This window comes from Nostoc foliaceum FACHB-393 (genome assembly GCF_014698505.1).
Classification (GTDB): domain Bacteria; phylum Cyanobacteriota; class Cyanobacteriia; order Cyanobacteriales; family Nostocaceae; genus Nostoc; species Nostoc foliaceum_A.
Genome location: NZ_JACJTD010000003.1, coordinates 275,039 through 292,845 on the forward strand (window position 1 = coordinate 275,039; position 17,807 = coordinate 292,845).

A 17,807-nucleotide genomic window follows, 5' to 3' on the forward strand; every position below is an offset into this window, starting at 1 on the left:
GGTCATTAGTCATTGGACAAATGACAAAAGACAAATGACAACTGACAAATGACAAAAGACAAATGACGTTCACCAGAGCACTAAATTATGGCAACAGAGCGTAAAAGTAGAACAAAGCGTGCCAAAAAAGAAGAAACCACTTGGCAAGAGCGGGTTATTCAAATCCGCCGCGTAAGTAAAGTGGTCAAAGGTGGTAAAAAACTCAGCTTCCGAGCGATCGTTGTTGTTGGTAACGAACGTGGTCAGGTTGGAGTTGGAGTAGGCAAAGCCTCAGATGTAATTGGCGCCGTTAAAAAAGGCGTAGCCGATGGCAAAAAACACCTCATTGATATCCCAATCACCAAATCCAACTCCATCCCCCATCCTATTGATGGTGTCGGTGGCGGTGCAAAAGTGATTATGCGTCCAGCCGCACCCGGTACTGGGGTAATTGCTGGTGGTGCTGTGAGAACTGTTTTGGAATTGGCAGGAGTTCGTAACGTTCTAGCCAAGCAACTTGGCTCCAACAATCCGCTCAATAATGCTAGAGCCGCAGTTAATGCCTTATCTACACTGCGTACCCTTGCTGAAGTCGCCGAAGATCGCGGTATTCCTATTCAAAATCTCTACATCTAATTTAGTCATTAGTCATTGGTCATGAGTCATTAGTGAATAACAAAGGACAAATGACAAATGACAAACGACGAATGACAAACGACAAATGAGAACTTGATAACTTATGAGACTCCATGATGTTAAGCCGCAAAAAGGCTCAAAGAAACGCAAGAAGCGTGTAGCTAGAGGTATTTCTGCCGGACAAGGCGCTAGTGCTGGTTTAGGTATGCGGGGTCAAAAATCCCGTTCTGGTAGTGGTACCAGACCAGGTTTTGAAGGTGGTCAACAGCCATTGTACCGCCGCTTACCTAAGCTGAAGGGCTTTCCGATTGTTAATCAGAAGATTTACACTACGATTAATGTAGAGAAGCTAGCCTCTCTTCCCGCGAATACGGAAGTAACTTTGACCTCATTAAAAGCCGCAGGTATCCTGACTGCTGTCAAGGGGCCATTGAAAGTTTTAGGTAACGGGGAATTGAGCATTCCGCTCAAGGTACAAGCGGCAGCTTTCACAGGTTCAGCTCGTAGCAAAATTGAGGCAGCTGGGGGGAGTTGTGAAGTCTTATGAGTGAGCCGGAACAGCGCACTTAAATGTAAGCCAACTCGCTGCCAGTGCTTGGTTCACTAAAAAGGTAGCACTCTATGATCAGTCGAGATAAAGCCCCAACGGCTCAAGAAACTTTTATGCAGATGGCACAAGCAGCCGGGCTGAGAGGTAGGCTGCTTGTCACCGTCGGTATTTTAATTTTGGTTCGCCTGGGTATTTTCTTACCCGTACCAGGGATTGATAGACCGAGATTTGCCGAAGCCATATCGGGGAGTAATTCCATATTCGGCTTATTGGATATATTTTCCGGGCGAGGACTTTCGACTTTGGGAGTCTTTGCTTTAGGGATTTTGCCCTTCATTAATGCGTCTATTATCATCCAATTGCTCACTGCTGCAATTCCATCTTTAGAAAATTTACAGAAAAATGAAGGCGAAGCAGGTCGACGAAAAATATCGCAAATTACCCGCTATGTAACTGTAGGTTGGGCAATTCTTCAAAGTGTAGCTTTCTCGTCATTATTCCTCCAGCAATTTGCCTTAAACCCAGGACCAATCTTCGTAGCTGAAACTGCGATCGCTCTGACTGCTGGTTCTATGTTTGTAATGTGGGCATCAGAACTGATTACAGAACGGGGCATTGGTAACGGTGCATCATTATTGATTTTTGTCAACATTGTTGCTTCATTACCAAAAGCTTTGGGTGATACCATCGAGTTGGTGCAAGTTGGCGGTCGGGAAACAGTAGGTCGCGTGATCGTGCTGATCTTAGTTTTCCTAGCGACAATTGTTGGTATTGTGATTGTGCAGGAAGGAATGCGCCGCATCCCAATTATTTCAGCTCGTCGCCAAGTAGGTAGGCGAGTTTTGGCAGAGCAGCGTAGCTATCTGCCCCTGCGGCTAAATCAAGGCGGCGTGATGCCAATTATTTTTGCTGCTGCCATTCTCAGCTTGCCACTGCTAATCGCCAATTTTACTAAAAATGCCGATTTGGCGAATATAGTTAACACTTATTTGAGTCCAAGCGGTTCTAGCTCCTGGGTCTATGCCTTGGTTTACATGGTTTCCATAGTTTTCTTCAGCTATTTCTATTCTTCGTTGATTCTCAACCCAGTAGACGTGGCGCAGAACTTGAAGAAAATGGGTTCTAGTATTCCTGGAATTCGTCCCGGCAAGGCAACTAGCGAGTATATCGAACGCGTTTCTAACCGACTCACTTTTTTGGGTGCAATATTTTTGGGCTTGGTTGCTATTATTCCTACCGCCGTGGAAAGCGCTTTGAATGTGAAAACTTTCCAGGGAATAGGTGCAACCTCTTTGTTAATTTTAGTTGGTGTGGCAATCGAGACAGCCAAACAAGTCCAAACATATGTCATCTCTCAGCGCTATGAAGGAATGGTGAAATAATAGTGACGCGATTAATCTTCTTGGGACCGCCTGGAGCTGGTAAAGGAACACAAGCTCAAACTTTGGCTGAACACTTGAATATTCCCCATATTTCTACTGGTGAAATATTAAGACAAGCCATGAAAGAGCAAACTCATCTGGGAATCAAGGCTCAAAGTTATGTTGATAGCGGCGAGTTAGTACCCGACCAGCTAGTACAGGACTTGGTACAGGAGCGCCTCAGTCAACCAGATGCCAAAAATGGTTGGATTCTTGATGGTTTTCCTCGCAAAGTAACCCAAGCAGCTTTTCTGGAGAAGTTACTGGAAGAAATACATCAGAGCGGCGAAAGGGTAGTCAATCTAGATGCACCAGATGAAATTGTAATCGCACGTTTGCTAGCTAGAGGACGAAAAGATGATACCGAAGAGGTAATTCGTCGTCGTTTAGAAGTGTACCGCGCTGAAACTGCACCTTTAATTGATTATTATGGCGATCGCAAAAAACTCCTAACAGTCAATGGCAATCAGTCCCAAGAAGATGTTACTGATGAACTACAAAAGGTAATCGCTTCCTGAAAAAGAAAGGGTGAGGGCATGAGGGAGACAAGGAAATATGGGAGGAGCTACAGTAATTCTTTTCCCAATGCCCCATGCCCCATGCCTTATACCCTATATCAAAAAAAAGATCAATTTTAGCTAAGATATATTAATAAACTGTTGATATATTTCTTAAAATGTGTTTTTTTTGCAGATGAAGCGCTGCAACTGAACACGAAATTGTTGAGTTGAGGAAAAAACAAATTGTCTAAGCAAGATTTGATTGAAATGGAAGGCACGGTTACAGAGTCCTTGCCCAATGCGATGTTTCGCGTTGACTTGGACAATGGCTTTAACGTGCTAGCACACATTTCCGGCAAGATTCGCCGAAATTATATCAAGATTTTGCCCGGCGATCGCGTCAAGGTAGAGTTAACTCCTTACGACTTGACCAAAGGCAGAATTACCTATCGACTACGAAAGAAGTAAGTATATGTAGAGAATTTTACCATAAAACCATTTTTAGGACTGTTTATTACTCAATTCACTGGTTTAATTTCCCTAGAAATGCTATAATTTAATATTTGGAGTCAAAAAATAAAAGGCATGAAAGTTAGAGCCTCAGTCAAGAAAATCTGTGAAAAGTGTAACGTGATCAAACGTCGTGGTCGCGTCATGGTGATCTGCGTAAACCCCAAACATAAGCAACGTCAAGGATAGCACTCTTACCAACAGAGTGAGTTGCAACACGCATATCATTAATTAAAACGAAAAAACGCGATTAATCACGTTTTTCTAACCAACAGCAATTGCGAAAACAATAGGGAGAGTTCATTGTGGCACGGATTGCCGGAGTAGACCTTCCACGCGATAAGCGCGTCGAGATTGGTCTAACTTACATTTACGGAATTGGGTTATCACGCGCTCAAGAAATTATAGCGGCTACTGGTGTGAACCCAGATACCCGCGTTAAGGACTTAAGTGATGCCGATGTGACAGCACTACGAGGCGAAATAGAAAGCAACTATCAAGTTGAAGGCGACTTGCGGCGCTTGGAGTCTTTGAACATCAAGCGCTTAGTTGACATTGGTACCTACAGAGGGCGTCGCCATCGTATGGGCTTACCAGTTAGAGGACAAAGAACTCGTACCAATGCCAGAACCCGTCGAGGCAGAAGGCAGACAGTGGCTGGGAAGAAGAAGGCTCCAGGGAAATAATTTTGCAACACTTGCTAATCAGAGCAAGTTTTACCTTAAATCAACTAAACAAGTATGGCGAGACAACCAACTAAAAAATCCGGGAGCAAGAAGCAGAAACGGAATGTACCCAGTGGAATGGCCTACATCCAGTCTACTTTCAACAATAGCATTGTCACCATTACCGATCAAAATGGAGATGTCATCTCCTGGGCTAGTGCTGGTTCTAGCGGTTTTAAGGGAGCAAAAAAGGGAACTCCCTTTGCAGCGCAAACCGCTGCTGAAAGTGCAGCCCGTAGAGCCATTGATCAAGGAATGCGCCAAATTGAGGTAATGGTAAGTGGACCAGGAGCAGGTAGAGAAACCGCTATCCGGGCACTTCAAGGAGCAGGACTGGAAATTACACTCATTCGGGATATTACCCCCATTCCTCACAATGGTTGCCGTCCACCCAAGCGCCGTCGAGTTTAAATACCAAGACTTGGGCATTGAGGGCGAGAAGTTACAACCAAAGTAAGTAAAATTACTTCCAATGACCGCTTGGGCGTCTAACGTGCAAATTGTCATTGGGTGAAAAGTTGGGCGACCAGAAGCATGTCAGATTTTCCCATAGGGAAAGATGTTAAGCTTCGGGCTACCCAAAATATTATTAGCGCCTGCAAGCTCAATAGGGGCATCAAACTATACCGTAATTTTATACTAGTAGTTTGATTAACCTAGACCTACAGGACATAAAGTCAATTCGGGAGGCAATTGATTTGTCTGCTAGCAGCACCTTAGAAAAAGGGAGGCTCATCCGTGGCGCAGTTTCAGATTGAATGTGTAGAGTCGAATACTGAAGAAAGTCGGAACCATTACAGTAAATTTGTTCTGGAACCTCTAGAACGCGGTCAAGGAACAACGGTTGGCAACGCACTGCGGCGGGTTTTACTGTCCAACCTAGAAGGTACAGCAGTTACAGCAGTGCGAATAGCAGGCGTTTCACACGAGTTTGCTACAGTTCCGGGCGTGCGGGAAGATGTGCTGGAAATCCTCATGAAAATGAAGGAAGTTATCCTAAAAAACTATTCCTCGCAGCCCCAAATTGGTAGATTACTCGTTAACGGCCCAGCAACTATCACTGCGGCGCATTTTGATTTACCCAGTGAAGTAGAAGTTATCGATCCGACCCAGTATGTAGCCACCATCGCTGAGGGTGGAAAGCTGGAAATGGAATTTCGGATCGAGAAAGGCAAAGGCTATCGCACTGTAGAGCGAGGACGTGAGGAAGCCACATCGTTGGACTTTCTGCAAATCGACTCAATATTTATGCCAGTGCGAAAAGTTAACTATAGTGTCGAAGAATCTCGTGGGGAAGGCTTGATTCCAAAAGACCGACTGCTGTTGGAAGTTTGGACAAATGGCAGTATTTCCCCCCAAGAAGCACTATCTTCAGCCGCTGGGATCTTGGTAGATTTATTCAACCCATTGAAAGACATCTCCCTAGAACCAACAGACACAGGTTCGGAGATTCCAGACGACCCAACTGCCCAGATACCCATCGAAGAGTTGCAACTTTCTGTGCGGGCATATAACTGTCTCAAACGGGCACAAGTTAACTCTGTGGCAGATTTGTTGGATTATACCCAAGAAGACCTCTTAGAAATTAAGAACTTTGGGCAGAAGTCAGCAGAAGAAGTCGTGGAAGCTTTGCAGCGACGCTTGGGCATCACTCTGCCAATGGAAAGAGGCTCTAAACACCCTTAAGAAAAACCTTCATAATTCATAGTGCATAATTATGCGTCACCGTTGTCGCGTCAAAAAACTCAGTAAACCAGCCGATCAACGCCGTGCTTTGTTGCGATCGCTCGCCACCGAGCTGATCCGTCATGGTAAGATCACCACCACTTTAATTAGAGCGAAAGTTCTGCGAAGTGAAGTGGAAAAAATGATTACCCTAGCCAAAAATGGCTCCTTGTCAGCACGTCGGGAAGCCCTTGGCTATATCTTCGACAAACAACTGGTTCACGCTCTATTTGAGCAAGCTCCAACTCGATACGGCGATCGCCAGGGCGGTTATACCCGCATCCTGCGTACCGTACCGCGTCGGGGTGATAATGCAAAAATGGCAATAATTGAATTGGTTTAAGTCATTAGTCATTGGTCATTAGTCATTAGTGAATGACAAAGGACAAATGACAAAGGACAAAATCTGTATGTTAGAAAGCCACCAGCCTACACAAACTCATCGAGTAGCCTTGGTAATCCAATACCTGGGCACTCATTTTCATGGCTGGCAACGGCAAAAAAAACAACGGTCTGTCCAAGAAGAGATAGAAATTGCGATCACTACTATTCTTGGGCATCATGTGACACTACACGGTGCTGGGCGAACCGATTCTGGAGTTCACGCTGCTGCTCAAGTAGCCCATTTTGAAGCAACAGGTTTAATTCCGCCTCACAAGTGGGCAACAATCCTCAACAGCTACCTGCCGCCAGATATATTAATCAGGGCTTCAGCTAGTGTAGATAACCGTTGGCACGCTCGCTTTAGTGCAGCTTATCGACGGTATCGTTACACAATATATACTGAAGATCGGCCTAACTTGTTTGTAAGACCCTTCAGTTGGCATTATTATTATGCACCCCTGGATGAATCTTTAATCCAAGCTGCCTTGAAACCTCTCTTGGGAAAGCATCACTTAGCTGCTTTTCACCGTGCAGGCTCAAAGCGATCACATTCCTGGGTAGAGGTGCAAGCAGCAGAGTGTCGTCGCAGTGGGCCATTTATCCATATTGAAATACAGGCAGATGGATTTTTGTATGGCATGGTACGGCTGTTGGTAGGGATGCTGGTACAAGTAGGTTCTGAACAACGGACACTTTCTAGCTTCACCGAACTCTGGAAAGAACAACGTCGAGAAGAAGTGAAACACGCCGCACCGCCCCAAGGCTTGTGCTTGTTGCGAGTCGGCTATCCAGATTTTCCTTTTCCAAAAGAGATTTGGTACGACACCTTGCCAAAGTTCGTCACTAGTCAAGAGTCATTAGTCATTGGTTCTTAGTAACAACTAATGACAACTGACAAATGACTAATGACAAATTAAAAATGACAAAGGACACATGACAAATGACAACGAGTAAAACATACCTTCCTTCTCAAGCATCCCTTGAGCGTGAGTGGTACATAGTAGATGCCACCGATAAACGCCTCGGTCGCCTCGCCAGCGAAATCGCTCAAGTATTGAGAGGCAAAAAGAAACCCGAATATACACCCCACCTAGATACAGGTGACTTCGTAATCGTCATTAATGCCGAGAAAGTCGCAGTCACTGGCAAAAAGCGCACTCAAAAGCTTTACCGCCGACATTCTGGTCGTCCCGGTGGGATGAAAACCGAAACTTTCGCTAAACTGCAAGGCCGCATACCAGAGCGGATTTTAGAACAAGCTGTTAAAGGTATGCTACCTAAAAATAGCCTGGGTAAGCAGTTGTTCACCAAGCTAAAAGTTTACGCTGGGCCTACGCATCCTCATGATGCTCAAAAACCTAAAGAACTAAAAGTTAGTACAATTCCTGGAGAAGAAAATTAATGGTAGTAGCAGATGCTAATAGCGGTCGCGCCGTATACTGGGGTACTGGCCGTCGTAAGAACGCAGTAGCACGGGTACGCTTGGTTCCAGGCACCGGTCAACTGATTGTGAACGGTAAAGATGGAACCTTGTATTTCCAATTCAACCCCAACTACCTGGGAGTGATTAAAGCACCCCTGGAAACTCTGGGATTAGAAAATGAATATGACATTTTGGTGAAAGCAGAAGGCGGTGGCTTGACCGGACAGGCTGATTCTGTTCGTTTGGGAGTTGCTCGTGCTTTGTGCCAACTAGACCCAGACAACCGCCCACCTTTGAAAACCGAAGGTTATTTGACTCGCGATCCCAGAGCAAAAGAGCGGAAGAAATATGGTTTACATAAAGCTCGGAAAGCGCCTCAGTACTCTAAGCGATAAGCGATTGAAGACTGGGTATTGGTTACTGGGTACTGGGTATTGGAGATTAGGTATTGAGAATTGAGTATTGTGAAAAGTCCATTGTTTATTTACATCTTTCCCAGTCCCTAGTCCCCAGTCCCTAATCCCTAGCTCTAATTGAAACCTGAAAGTTATAATTGATATAGATTCATCACACAAGGAACAATGGCTAAAGCTGATATTCACCCCAAGTGGTATCCAGATGCTAAAGTTTACTGCAACGGTCAAGTCGTTATGACCATTGGCTCTACCAAGCCAGAATTGCATGTAGATGTTTGGTCTGGAAATCATCCATTTTACACCGGTACTCAGAAGATTATTGATACTGAGGGTCGGGTAGAGCGCTTCCTCCGCAAGTACGGTATGAGCAGCACTCAAACATCTGGCGAAGATCAAAACAAAAAGTAGCGGGTTGGCTCTGCTGTTAACGACGGCCCTGCATCAGCTGGGTCGATTTTCATTTATATGCTCGAGCCAATTTGTTATTTTTTTAAGGAGCGATCGCACTCGTCATGGCTGAATCATACTTACTGGACAAACTAAAATCCGTTGAACAAACTTTTAATGAATTAACACGTCGTCTTGGCGACCCCGATACCGCTAGCAATCCTGATGAGTATCAAGAAATTGCTAAGTCTCGTTCTTCTTTGGAAGAGGTCGTTAATACTTATGAAATTTGGAAAACAGCCCAAGAAGACTTGACCGGAGCGCGTCAGGTTTACAAAGAATCTGCAAGTGACCCAGAGTTGCAAGAAATGGCATCACTGGAAGTAAAAGAACTTGAAGAAAAAATAGAACATTTAGAGTCTCGGTTGAAAGTCTTACTGCTACCACGCGACCCCAATGATGAAAAGAATATCATGTTGGAAATTCGCGCTGGTACTGGTGGCGATGAAGCAAGCATTTGGGCTGGCGATTTGATGCAGATGTACACCCGCTATGCCCAAACTCAAGGTTGGAAAGTTTCTCTAGTGAGCGAATCTCGCGGGGAAATGGGTGGCTGGAAAGAGGTCATTCTCGAAATTAAAGGTAATGATGTTTACAGCCAGCTAAAGTTTGAAGCTGGAGTGCATCGTGTGCAGCGCGTGCCGGCAACTGAATCTGGGGGACGGGTTCATACTTCCACAGCTACGGTGGCGATTATGCCAGAGGTGGATGATGTGGAAATTCACATTGACCCGAAAGATATTGAAATGACTACAGCTCGTTCTGGTGGTGCTGGTGGACAAAACGTCAACAAGGTGGAAACAGCCGTTGACTTGATGCACAAACCGACGGGAATACGCATTTTCTGTACAGAAGAACGCAGCCAGTTGCAAAACAAAGAACGGGCGATGCAAATTCTGCGGGCGAAGTTGTATGACATCAAGTTAAGCGAACAACAAGCAGCTGTTACTTCCATGCGGCGATCGCAGGTTGGTACTGGATCGCGATCGGAAAAAATTCGCACCTATAATTATAAAGATAACCGCGCTACCGATCATCGGTTAGGTCAGAATTATTCTCTTACCCCTGTTTTGGATGGTGATTTAGAGACGCTTATCCAATCTTGTATATCTCTAGACCAACAGGAACGTCTCGCGGAGTTAGCGACTTCTGCCGCTAACTAATTTCTGTTGTTAAATATTCTGTAAAACCACTTGTTGCACTGTTTTTTTTAACACAGACAGGTGGTTTTCTAATATCGTGTGGAGTATATCTTCTATTTCACTGGGATAATGGTAATAGGCAAACTCGTACTTCATAACGTAATTTAACTTTGCCCATTCCTTCAAGGTTTCACAGGTATAAATTAATTTTTCCACTTCTTCTTGCCAACGTGCAAAAATTCGGTAGCTAAAAAAGCTGCTGCATATATTGCCTTTAGCATCCCAGTAGGAAATACACACTTGATGTTTCAGAAGGTGAATTTTTTTGATTTGCTTAACATCGTAGCCTTTAACTTTTAAAGCTTCTTTGGTTTCTGTGTCAGAAATGTTCCACTGTTCTGGTTTAATTTTATTAGTGGCTATAAGATTTTTACCTTTGCGGCGATATTGGTTAATTTTGCGTGACTTGCGAAACATGATGCACCTTCGATATTATTTCTTCGCAGCAAAGTCTAGCTACTAGCACAACCGCCGTAGCAAACTAAGTTTTTTGGGTTGGTTAAAGATAGATGGGTTATTCTACTAGCTTGATGCCTGTAGTTGCCGATTTACAACCAGAGATATAGTTTAGTACTAAAACACAAGGCTGTCAATATAAAAGTAAACTTGTATTATTGAAAGTAAACTTGTAAATAAAGTTGGCTAGCTATATAAGCAGTGAAGATCGAAAGCAAACAAAAACTGATTGAAATCATTAAACTAGCTCGCGGTTCAATGAGTCAGCGAGCATTTGGTAAGCTTTTGGGGGTATCTGCTACTGCTGTTCAGATGTGGGAAAAAGGTGTGAAGGTTCCAGATACAGAAAATTTGGCTCGAATCGCATCGAAAGCAGGCTACACAATGGAAGAGTTAATTAGCTGCATTGATGGCAAGCCAATTCCAGAAACCTCAGATTTGAGTCTGATTCTTAGACAAATCCAGCACATGCCTTTGGCGCAAGTGGCTCAGATTGTGCAAGCTGCGGCAGATAGATTGGCGGCTGTGGCTGAAACATCTGGGGATGAAGCGAAGGCTAGTTGAATAAAATAATTCGTAATTCGTAATTCGTAATTCGTAATTCGTAATTAAATTTTTTAAGGGCGATTTAGCGCAAAATCGGATCAAACTAGCTTGTGGTTTCTTGCTGTCAAGATTCAACCCTATGGACAAACCTTTTTTGTACGATCAAGACTTCTATGGCTGGACACAGCAGCAGGCTAAAGCGTTAGAGCAGAGGCTAGTTATGGAACTAGACTGGCAACACCTGCAAGAGGAAATTCAAGCTTTGGGGAGACAGGAATATCTGGAACTCGTGAGTCGTCTGAGTGTATTACTCGGTCATCTCTTGAAGTGGGAGTTTCAACCCGAACAACGCTCTCGCAGTTGGTTTTTAACAATTCGAGAACAGCGTCGCGCCATCCATAGACATTTGCGACAGAACCCAAGCTTAAAGTCTCGAATAGAAGAAGCTTTGTTAGATGGCTTTGAAGCGGGAGTGGATTTGGCGCTACGAGAAACTAACTTACCATTACGAACTTTTCCAGAGCATTGCCCTTATTTATTTGATGATGCGATCGCAGACAATTTTCTGTGCGATACTCGTCAAGACTGGGAAGGATAATTAGTACCATTTTTCTTGATTAATTCATAACATAGGAATTGCCAAAAATACTTAAGGCAATCACCAATAGAAAATGGTAGCAGCGACACCTGAAAGTCTAGATAAATTTGTTAATTTTTGTAAGCAGCACATCAAGGGACAGGAAAAAAAGGAAGCGCAAACCTTTCTAGATAGATTCTTTCGGGCGTTTGGGCATGAGGGAGCGCTGGAAGCGGGAGCCAGTTACGAAGAGGCAATTAAAAAAGGCAGCAAAAAGGGTAAAACTGGTTTTGCTGATTTGGTGTGGAAACCCCGCGTGTTGATTGAGATGAAGAAGCGCGGGGAGGATTTGAGTAAGCATTATTCCCAAGCGTTTGATTATTGGACACGCTTAGTACCAGACCGTCCGCGTTATGTGTTGTTGTGCAATTTTGACGAATTTTGGATTTTTGACTTTGATATCCAATTGGATACACCAGTTGATGTAATACCTTTGGAGCAACTGCCAGAAAGGGCAGGAGCTTTTGCATTTATGGAGTTTGGCGACAAAACTCCTGTTTTCCGTAACAACCAGCTAGAGGTGACAGAACGTGCTGCGCGTCGTATGGGAGAGTTGCTGCTAGAACTGGAAAAACGCGGGATTGAGAAGTTGACAGCGCAGGGCTTCATCCTGCAATGTGTGCTGGCAATGTTTGCGGAGGATAGGCAACTTTTACCGCGTGATATGTTTGTTTCCTGTGTTCAGGATTGCATGAGTGGGGCAAGTTCCTATGATATTTTGGGTGGTTTATTTCGGGAAATGAATTTGCCAGGAATTACACCTGCGGGACGTTATAAAGATGTCGATTATTTCAACGGCGGGTTATTTTCGCAGATTCATGCGATTGAGTTGACAAAGGAAGAATTGAATTTTTTGGATGTATCAGCAAAAGAAAATTGGAGTAAGGTACGTCCAGCAATTTTTGGGAATTTGTTTGAAGGTACGGTGGATAAAAAAGAGCGTCATGCGCGGGGAATTCACTTTACTTCAGAAGCGGACATTATGAAAATTGTCCGTCCAACGATTAGCCGCTATTGGGAAGAAAGAATTGAAGCAGCAGGCACAATTGCTGAACTTTCTACATTGCAATTGGAACTGCAAAGTTATCGCGTACTTGATCCAGCTTGTGGTTCGGGTAATTTCCTGTATATGGCATATCAGGAAATTAAGCGGATTGAAATGTTGCTGTTAGATGCAATTAAACAGCGTCGGAAATCTGAAGATAAGCAAATTCAAATGGGTTTTGTCACACCACAACAATTTTATGGCATGGACACAAATCCTTTTGCAGTGGAATTAGCACGGGTGACGTTGATGATTGCGCGAAAGATTGCGATTGATAATTTAAAGTTGACTGAACCCGCTTTACCTTTAGATAGTTTAGATAACAATATTGTTTGTCAGGATGCACTATTTAGTGAATGGCAGAAAGCTGATGCAATTATTGGTAATCCACCATTTTTGGGTGGAAAGCATCTGAGAATAGCTTTAGGTGATGAATATATAGATAAAGTTTTTAAACGATTCCCCAATGTCAAAGATTCAATAGATTTCTGTGCTTATTGGTTTCGGTTAGCTCACGATCATCTTGATGAAACAGGTCGAGCGGGATTAGTTGCGACAAATTCAATTAGTCAAGGAAAAAGTAGAGTTGCTGCGTTAGATTATATTACTAAAAATGGTGGTCATATTCACGAGGCTGTTTCTACAGAACCTTGGCTAGGTGAAGCGAAAGTTCATGTCAGTATTGTTAATTGGAGTAAGGAAAATTCTCAAAAATACTATTTAGATAATCAAGTAGTTACAAGAATAAATTCTTCACTAAAATCAACAATTGATGTATCCCAGGCTGTGCGATTACAAGCAAATCTTAATAAATGCTTTCAAGGTGTAATTCCTCTGGGAAAAGGATTTATTATTACCGATCAACAGGTACAAGAGTGGATAAAAATAGATCCAAAAAATAAAAAAGTCCTCAAACTCTTCTCAATGGGTGCAAATCTGGCTAAAAACATCAATGCTATGCCTGCTCGTTGGCTTATTGATTTCAACGATATGAATATTGAAGAAGCCAGTAATTATCGCTTACCTTTTGAATACGTTAAAGCTACTGTTAAGCCAGAACGAGATACAAACCGTAGAGACGTTAGGAGAATTAATTGGTGGAAGTTTGGTGAAAATGCTCCCAAAATGAGAAATGCACTTTCTTCTTTAGCTTGCTACTTTGCTGTTCCAGAAGTATCAAAATGGGCAATTTTTATTCCTTGTCCTCATGAATGGCTTTCAGGTAATAAGACTAAGGCTGTTGCTTCTGATGATTTCTATATTTTTGGAATTCTGACATCTAAAATTCATCGTACCTGGATGCACGCTCAAAAATCTACCCTTAAAGCAGATATTGCTTACACTCATAACACTTGTTTTGAAACCTTTTCCTTTCCCCAAAATATAGATGCTCAATTAATTGAAAAAATTCGCTCAAAAGCTGTTGAACTCCATCAATACCGCACTAGACAAATGGACACCCAATGGTGCGGAATTACGACGCTATACAATAATTTTTTTGATGAGCCAACTAGCCAGCTTTATAAACTTCATGAACAGTTAGATAATTTAGTGATGCAAGCTTATGGTTTTAATTCTAGCGACGACATTTTAGAGAAACTTTTGGAATTGAATTTAGAGTTAGCTGAGAAAGAAAAACAGGGAGAATCTGTTATTGGCCCTTGGGCACCAGTCTGAAATATAAAGTAGCTCAATACTCTGCCAGTAGTTATAAACTCCTGGCGATAAACACTATTAACCATCAGACCAAATATAACCCCTGGCGGGTAATGAGTAAATGGTTTTAAAATGGTGCAATCTTAAAATATTTAGGGGTGCAGCTATGTCGCTACGCAATGAGCCTTTAGATTGGCAACTTGAAACGAATAATCCTTATATACCAGTTTATCATCAAGGGAATTTGGTGGGATTTTTTAAACCAGAATATGCCAGTGAAATTATTAAATCTTTAAATGAAGAAGAAGTTTTAAAGAAAGCGCTGAAAATGGCTTGTACTGATTTAATTAAAAAAATCGGTGGCGATACCAGAAAAGTCAATTATTTAATGGAAAAATATGTAAAAACTAGTGAGCGTCCGAAGCATGGAACTAGAGCGATCGCAGTTTTACTTAGAGACAGACAAAAAGAGCTTGATTTGAGTAACCAGGAGTTTGCTAAATTCTGCGATACCTTTAAATTATCTCCCACTGAACTGAATAATATTTATGCTGGAGAAGCATTTGATGATAGTTTGTTAGCGCCACTTTCACGTATATTAGGGATGGCAAAAGAGCAATTGCTGAAAGTGCGAGATGGTTCTGAAGAAACAAGTAACACATGAACAGCAAATCAAAATTTTCAAATGATATAAAATTGTGAAAACAGACATCATCTTTTATCGGCTGTTTCAAGAATTCCCTGATATCTTTTTTGAACTTATTGGTAATCCTCCAGAATCAGCTAGCCTTTATCAATTTTCATCAGTTGAAATCAAACAAACAGCCTTCAGAATCGATGGTGTGTTTCTGCCTACACAAGGAAGTGAAAACCAGATTTACTTTGTTGAAGTGCAATTTCAAGCAGATGGGGAAATTTATTCACGGCTAATTGCAGAAATATGTTTATACCTCCGTCAGAATCAACCATTAAATGACTGGGGTGCTGTGGTTTTATACCCAAACAGGAATGTAGATACAGGCGATATCAAACATTACCGTGAGTTTTTCACAAGTGGGCGCGTCAGGCGCATTTATTTGGATGAATTAGGTGAAGGTGCATCGCTTCCAATTGGCATTGCAACTGCTAAATTAGTAATTGCAAGCGACGATATAGCGATCGCACAAGCAAGGGAGTTGATAGACAGAACCAAATCAGAGATAAGCTCACCACCAAAACAGCAGCAATTATTACAATTTATCGAGACTATTTTGGTTTACAAATTTCCTGCAATGAGTAGGGAGGAGATCGAGCAAATGTTTAGCTTAAGCGAGTTAAAGCAAACCAGATTTTATCAGGAAGCCTTTCAGGAAGGTGTTGAAGAAGGTGAGATTAAAGGGAAACTCAAAGCAGTACCAGCAATGTTGGCAGCAGGGTTGACTATAGAACAAGTAGCAGAGGCGTTAGATTTGAGTGTCGAAGAAGTCAGACAATTAGCACAAAGTCAGCCTTAAGATAGATGTGGTAAATTTTATCCGTAGCTCAAGCCAAATTTGGTTTGCGCCTCCTCGACTTTCTCACGACGAATTTATAGTTAATTTTTGTTAATATTAGAGGCGGTGTTAGTACTTCGTCCTCAACCACCCACTCCCTACCTGAGAGAAACTTAATGCTGCGACTAGAACATATAAGTAAAATTTATCCCACAGGCGAAGTTCTCAAAGATATCAACTGGGAAGTTAAACCAGGCGATCGCATTGGCTTAGTCGGTGTCAACGGTGCTGGAAAATCTACCCAACTCAAAATCATCTCTGGGGAAATTGAACCCACCGCAGGCGAAATTATCCGTCCTAATAGCTTACACATAGCTTACCTCAACCAAGAGTTTGAAGTAGACCCTACCCGCACCGTTAGAGAAGAATTTTGGACTGTCTTCAAAGAAGCCAACGAAGTACAGTTATCTCTGGCGCACATCCCACAAGAGATGGAAACGGCTAACCCAGATGAACTGGATCGACTAATCGACAAGTTGGATCGCTTGCAGCGCAAATTTGAAGCCTTGGATGGTTACAACTTAGATGCACGCATCGGGAAAATTTTACCAGAAATGGGGTTTGGGCTAGAAGATGGCGATCGCCTCGTCAGTGCCTTCAGTGGTGGTTGGCAAATGCGGATGAGTTTAGGTAAAATCCTGCTGCAAAAACCTGACTTGTTGCTGCTGGATGAACCGACTAACCACCTAGATTTAGAAACCATTGAGTGGTTGGAAAATTATCTCAGAGGGCTGATTACGCCGATGGTAATAGTCTCTCATGACCGGGAGTTCCTTGACCGCCTCTGCACCCAAATTGTGGAAACAGAACGTGGCGTTTCCAGTACCTACCTTGGTAACTACTCGGCATATTTGGAACAAAAAGCCGAAAGTCAATCAGCACAACTGAGTGCTTACGAACGCCAACAGAAAGAATTAGAGAAACAGCAAACCTTTGTTGATAGATTTCGCGCCAGTGCTACCCGCAGTACCCAGGCAAAAAGCCGGGAAAAGCAACTCGACAAAATTGAGCGCATTGAAGCACCCATTGCTGGGGTAAGAACTCTACATTTCCGTTTTCCCCCTGCACCCCGCAGTGGACGCGAGGTAGTAGAAATTAAAGATTTAACTCATCTTTACGGTGATAAAATCTTGTTTTTGGAAGCAAATCTGCTAATTGAAAGAGGCGATCGCATTGCTTTTCTTGGCCCCAATGGTGCTGGAAAATCTACCCTTCTGCGCGTAATTATGGGGATGGAACCACCCACAGAAGGTAGCGTTCAATTAGGGGATCACAACGTTATTCCCGGTTACTTTGAGCAAAATCAAGCTGAAGCTTTGGACTTGAAGAAAACTGTCATGGAAACTATCCATGATGAAGTTCCCGACTGGGATAATCAAGAAGTCCGCACGCTTTTGGGACGCTTCTTATTTACAGGTGATACTGTATTTAAGGCAGTTGGGGCATTAAGTGGAGGAGAAAAAGCTCGTCTGGCGTTGGCAAAAATGCTCTTACGTCCCGCAAACTTACTAATTTTAGATGAGCCGACAAATCACCTAGATATTCCAGCGAAAGAAATGCTGGAAGAAGCGCTCAAAAATTATGACGGTACGGCAATTGTAGTTTCGCACGATCGCTACTTTATTTCTCAAGTAGCTAACAAAATCGTCGAAATTCGTGATGGTGAATTTCGGGTTTACTTAGGAGACTATCATTACTATCTCCAGAAAATTGCCGAAGAAAAAGAACAAGCAAAATTAGCTGCGATCGCTGCTGAAAAAGCTGCTAAAAAAGCTGCAAAATCTTCCAGTAAAAAGAAATAATAGATCGAATACAGACTTAGTAGTAGTGCTAAAATGCTACTACTAAGTAATCACTTGTTATTAGCGATCAGCAACACTACAGAAAAATTGCTAAAGTTTAAAAAATTATTCAAAAAATTGAAAGTCTTTCATAAAAGAAATTAATAAGCAAAAATTCACTTGCGGCGTGGTTTAGCAGTGGTATCATTCGGGTATTACAAAAAGTAAAGGGCAAT

At 42.7% G+C, this 17,807-nt stretch carries 22 protein-coding genes; 21 read left to right on the forward strand and 1 reads right to left on the reverse strand.

What is annotated here, in order from left to right; genetic code table 11:
• The first annotated feature begins 87 nt into the window (after window positions 1-87).
• From rpsE to prfA, 15 genes are all read left to right on the forward strand, one after another.
• Window positions 88-615, forward strand: coding sequence for a 30S ribosomal protein S5 (gene rpsE / locus H6G92_RS04715; protein ID WP_190891248.1), 528 nt, complete (start codon window positions 88-90; stop codon window positions 613-615).
• A gap of 103 nt (window positions 616-718) precedes the next feature.
• Window positions 719-1,162: a 50S ribosomal protein L15 gene (gene rplO, locus H6G92_RS04720; protein ID WP_190891251.1), complete on the forward strand. Its 444-nt coding sequence runs from the start codon at window positions 719-721 to the stop codon at window positions 1,160-1,162.
• 74 nt (window positions 1,163-1,236) lie between these two features.
• Entirely contained in the window at window positions 1,237-2,547 is a 1,311-nt protein-coding gene (gene secY / locus H6G92_RS04725; RefSeq protein ID WP_190891254.1) for a preprotein translocase subunit SecY, read from the forward strand.
• A 2-nt stretch (window positions 2,548-2,549) separates the two neighbouring features.
• Window positions 2,550-3,104: an adenylate kinase gene (locus H6G92_RS04730; protein ID WP_190891256.1), complete on the forward strand. Its 555-nt coding sequence runs from the start codon at window positions 2,550-2,552 to the stop codon at window positions 3,102-3,104.
• Window positions 3,105-3,329: 225 nt separating this feature from the next.
• On the forward strand, window positions 3,330-3,554 hold the full coding sequence (gene infA, locus H6G92_RS04735) for a translation initiation factor IF-1 (RefSeq protein ID WP_006276978.1): 225 nt from the start codon (window positions 3,330-3,332) through the stop codon (window positions 3,552-3,554).
• Between the two features lie 117 nt (window positions 3,555-3,671).
• Window positions 3,672-3,785: a 50S ribosomal protein L36 gene (rpmJ, locus tag H6G92_RS04740; protein WP_015129703.1), complete on the forward strand. Its 114-nt coding sequence runs from the start codon at window positions 3,672-3,674 to the stop codon at window positions 3,783-3,785.
• Between the two features lie 116 nt (window positions 3,786-3,901).
• Entirely contained in the window at window positions 3,902-4,282 is a 381-nt protein-coding gene (gene rpsM / locus H6G92_RS04745; protein ID WP_012410704.1) for a 30S ribosomal protein S13, read from the forward strand.
• Between the two features lie 54 nt (window positions 4,283-4,336).
• On the forward strand, window positions 4,337-4,732 hold the full coding sequence (gene rpsK / locus H6G92_RS04750) for a 30S ribosomal protein S11 (RefSeq protein WP_012410703.1): 396 nt from the start codon (window positions 4,337-4,339) through the stop codon (window positions 4,730-4,732).
• Between the two features lie 327 nt (window positions 4,733-5,059).
• Window positions 5,060-6,007 carry a DNA-directed RNA polymerase subunit alpha gene (locus H6G92_RS04755; RefSeq protein ID WP_190891259.1) on the forward strand — a complete coding sequence of 316 codons (948 nt, stop codon included), beginning with the start codon at window positions 5,060-5,062 and terminating at the stop codon, window positions 6,005-6,007.
• A 31-nt stretch (window positions 6,008-6,038) separates the two neighbouring features.
• Window positions 6,039-6,389 carry a 50S ribosomal protein L17 gene (gene rplQ, locus H6G92_RS04760; protein WP_094349105.1) on the forward strand — a complete coding sequence of 117 codons (351 nt, stop codon included), beginning with the start codon at window positions 6,039-6,041 and terminating at the stop codon, window positions 6,387-6,389.
• A gap of 67 nt (window positions 6,390-6,456) precedes the next feature.
• The gene (gene truA / locus H6G92_RS04765) at window positions 6,457-7,305 is read left to right on the forward strand and encodes a tRNA pseudouridine(38-40) synthase TruA (protein WP_190891472.1); all 849 of its coding nucleotides are present in this window, start codon (window positions 6,457-6,459) and stop codon (window positions 7,303-7,305) included.
• 65 nt (window positions 7,306-7,370) lie between these two features.
• On the forward strand, window positions 7,371-7,832 hold the full coding sequence (rplM, locus tag H6G92_RS04770; RefSeq protein WP_190891261.1) for a 50S ribosomal protein L13: 462 nt from the start codon (window positions 7,371-7,373) through the stop codon (window positions 7,830-7,832).
• Window positions 7,832-8,248, forward strand: a complete 417-nt coding sequence (rpsI, locus tag H6G92_RS04775) for a 30S ribosomal protein S9 (protein ID WP_104906415.1) — start codon at window positions 7,832-7,834, stop codon at window positions 8,246-8,248. Before rplM ends, rpsI begins: the two co-directional genes overlap by 1 nt.
• 186 nt (window positions 8,249-8,434) lie before the next feature.
• The gene (gene rpmE / locus H6G92_RS04780) at window positions 8,435-8,677 is read left to right on the forward strand and encodes a 50S ribosomal protein L31 (RefSeq protein ID WP_190891264.1); all 243 of its coding nucleotides are present in this window, start codon (window positions 8,435-8,437) and stop codon (window positions 8,675-8,677) included.
• A gap of 104 nt (window positions 8,678-8,781) precedes the next feature.
• The gene (gene prfA, locus H6G92_RS04785) at window positions 8,782-9,879 is read left to right on the forward strand and encodes a peptide chain release factor 1 (protein ID WP_190891266.1); all 1,098 of its coding nucleotides are present in this window, start codon (window positions 8,782-8,784) and stop codon (window positions 9,877-9,879) included.
• 9 nt (window positions 9,880-9,888) lie between these two features.
• Here prfA and H6G92_RS04790 read toward each other — a convergent pair whose 3' ends face one another.
• Window positions 9,889-10,335, reverse strand: a complete 447-nt coding sequence (locus H6G92_RS04790; protein WP_190891268.1) for a hypothetical protein — start codon at window positions 10,333-10,335, stop codon at window positions 9,889-9,891.
• 240 nt (window positions 10,336-10,575) lie between these two features.
• Here H6G92_RS04790 and H6G92_RS04795 point away from each other — a divergent pair, with 240 nt between their 5' ends.
• The 6 genes from H6G92_RS04795 (at window position 10,576) to H6G92_RS04820 (ending at window position 17,592) form a co-directional block, all read left to right on the forward strand.
• On the forward strand, window positions 10,576-10,938 hold the full coding sequence (locus tag H6G92_RS04795; RefSeq protein ID WP_190891271.1) for a helix-turn-helix domain-containing protein: 363 nt from the start codon (window positions 10,576-10,578) through the stop codon (window positions 10,936-10,938).
• 121 nt (window positions 10,939-11,059) lie between these two features.
• On the forward strand, window positions 11,060-11,518 hold the full coding sequence (locus tag H6G92_RS04800; protein WP_190891274.1) for a DUF29 domain-containing protein: 459 nt from the start codon (window positions 11,060-11,062) through the stop codon (window positions 11,516-11,518).
• 73 nt (window positions 11,519-11,591) lie between these two features.
• Entirely contained in the window at window positions 11,592-14,279 is a 2,688-nt protein-coding gene (locus tag H6G92_RS04805) for a DNA methyltransferase (protein WP_190891276.1), read from the forward strand.
• 145 nt (window positions 14,280-14,424) lie between these two features.
• Window positions 14,425-14,922 carry a hypothetical protein gene (locus H6G92_RS04810; RefSeq protein ID WP_190891278.1) on the forward strand — a complete coding sequence of 166 codons (498 nt, stop codon included), beginning with the start codon at window positions 14,425-14,427 and terminating at the stop codon, window positions 14,920-14,922.
• 34 nt (window positions 14,923-14,956) lie between these two features.
• Window positions 14,957-15,751, forward strand: coding sequence for an Rpn family recombination-promoting nuclease/putative transposase (locus H6G92_RS04815; protein WP_190891280.1), 795 nt, complete (start codon window positions 14,957-14,959; stop codon window positions 15,749-15,751).
• A gap of 155 nt (window positions 15,752-15,906) precedes the next feature.
• A complete protein-coding gene (locus tag H6G92_RS04820) occupies window positions 15,907-17,592 on the forward strand; it encodes an ABC-F family ATP-binding cassette domain-containing protein (protein ID WP_190891283.1) in 1,686 nt (561 codons plus the stop codon).
• Window positions 17,593-17,807: the final 215 nt, after the last annotated feature.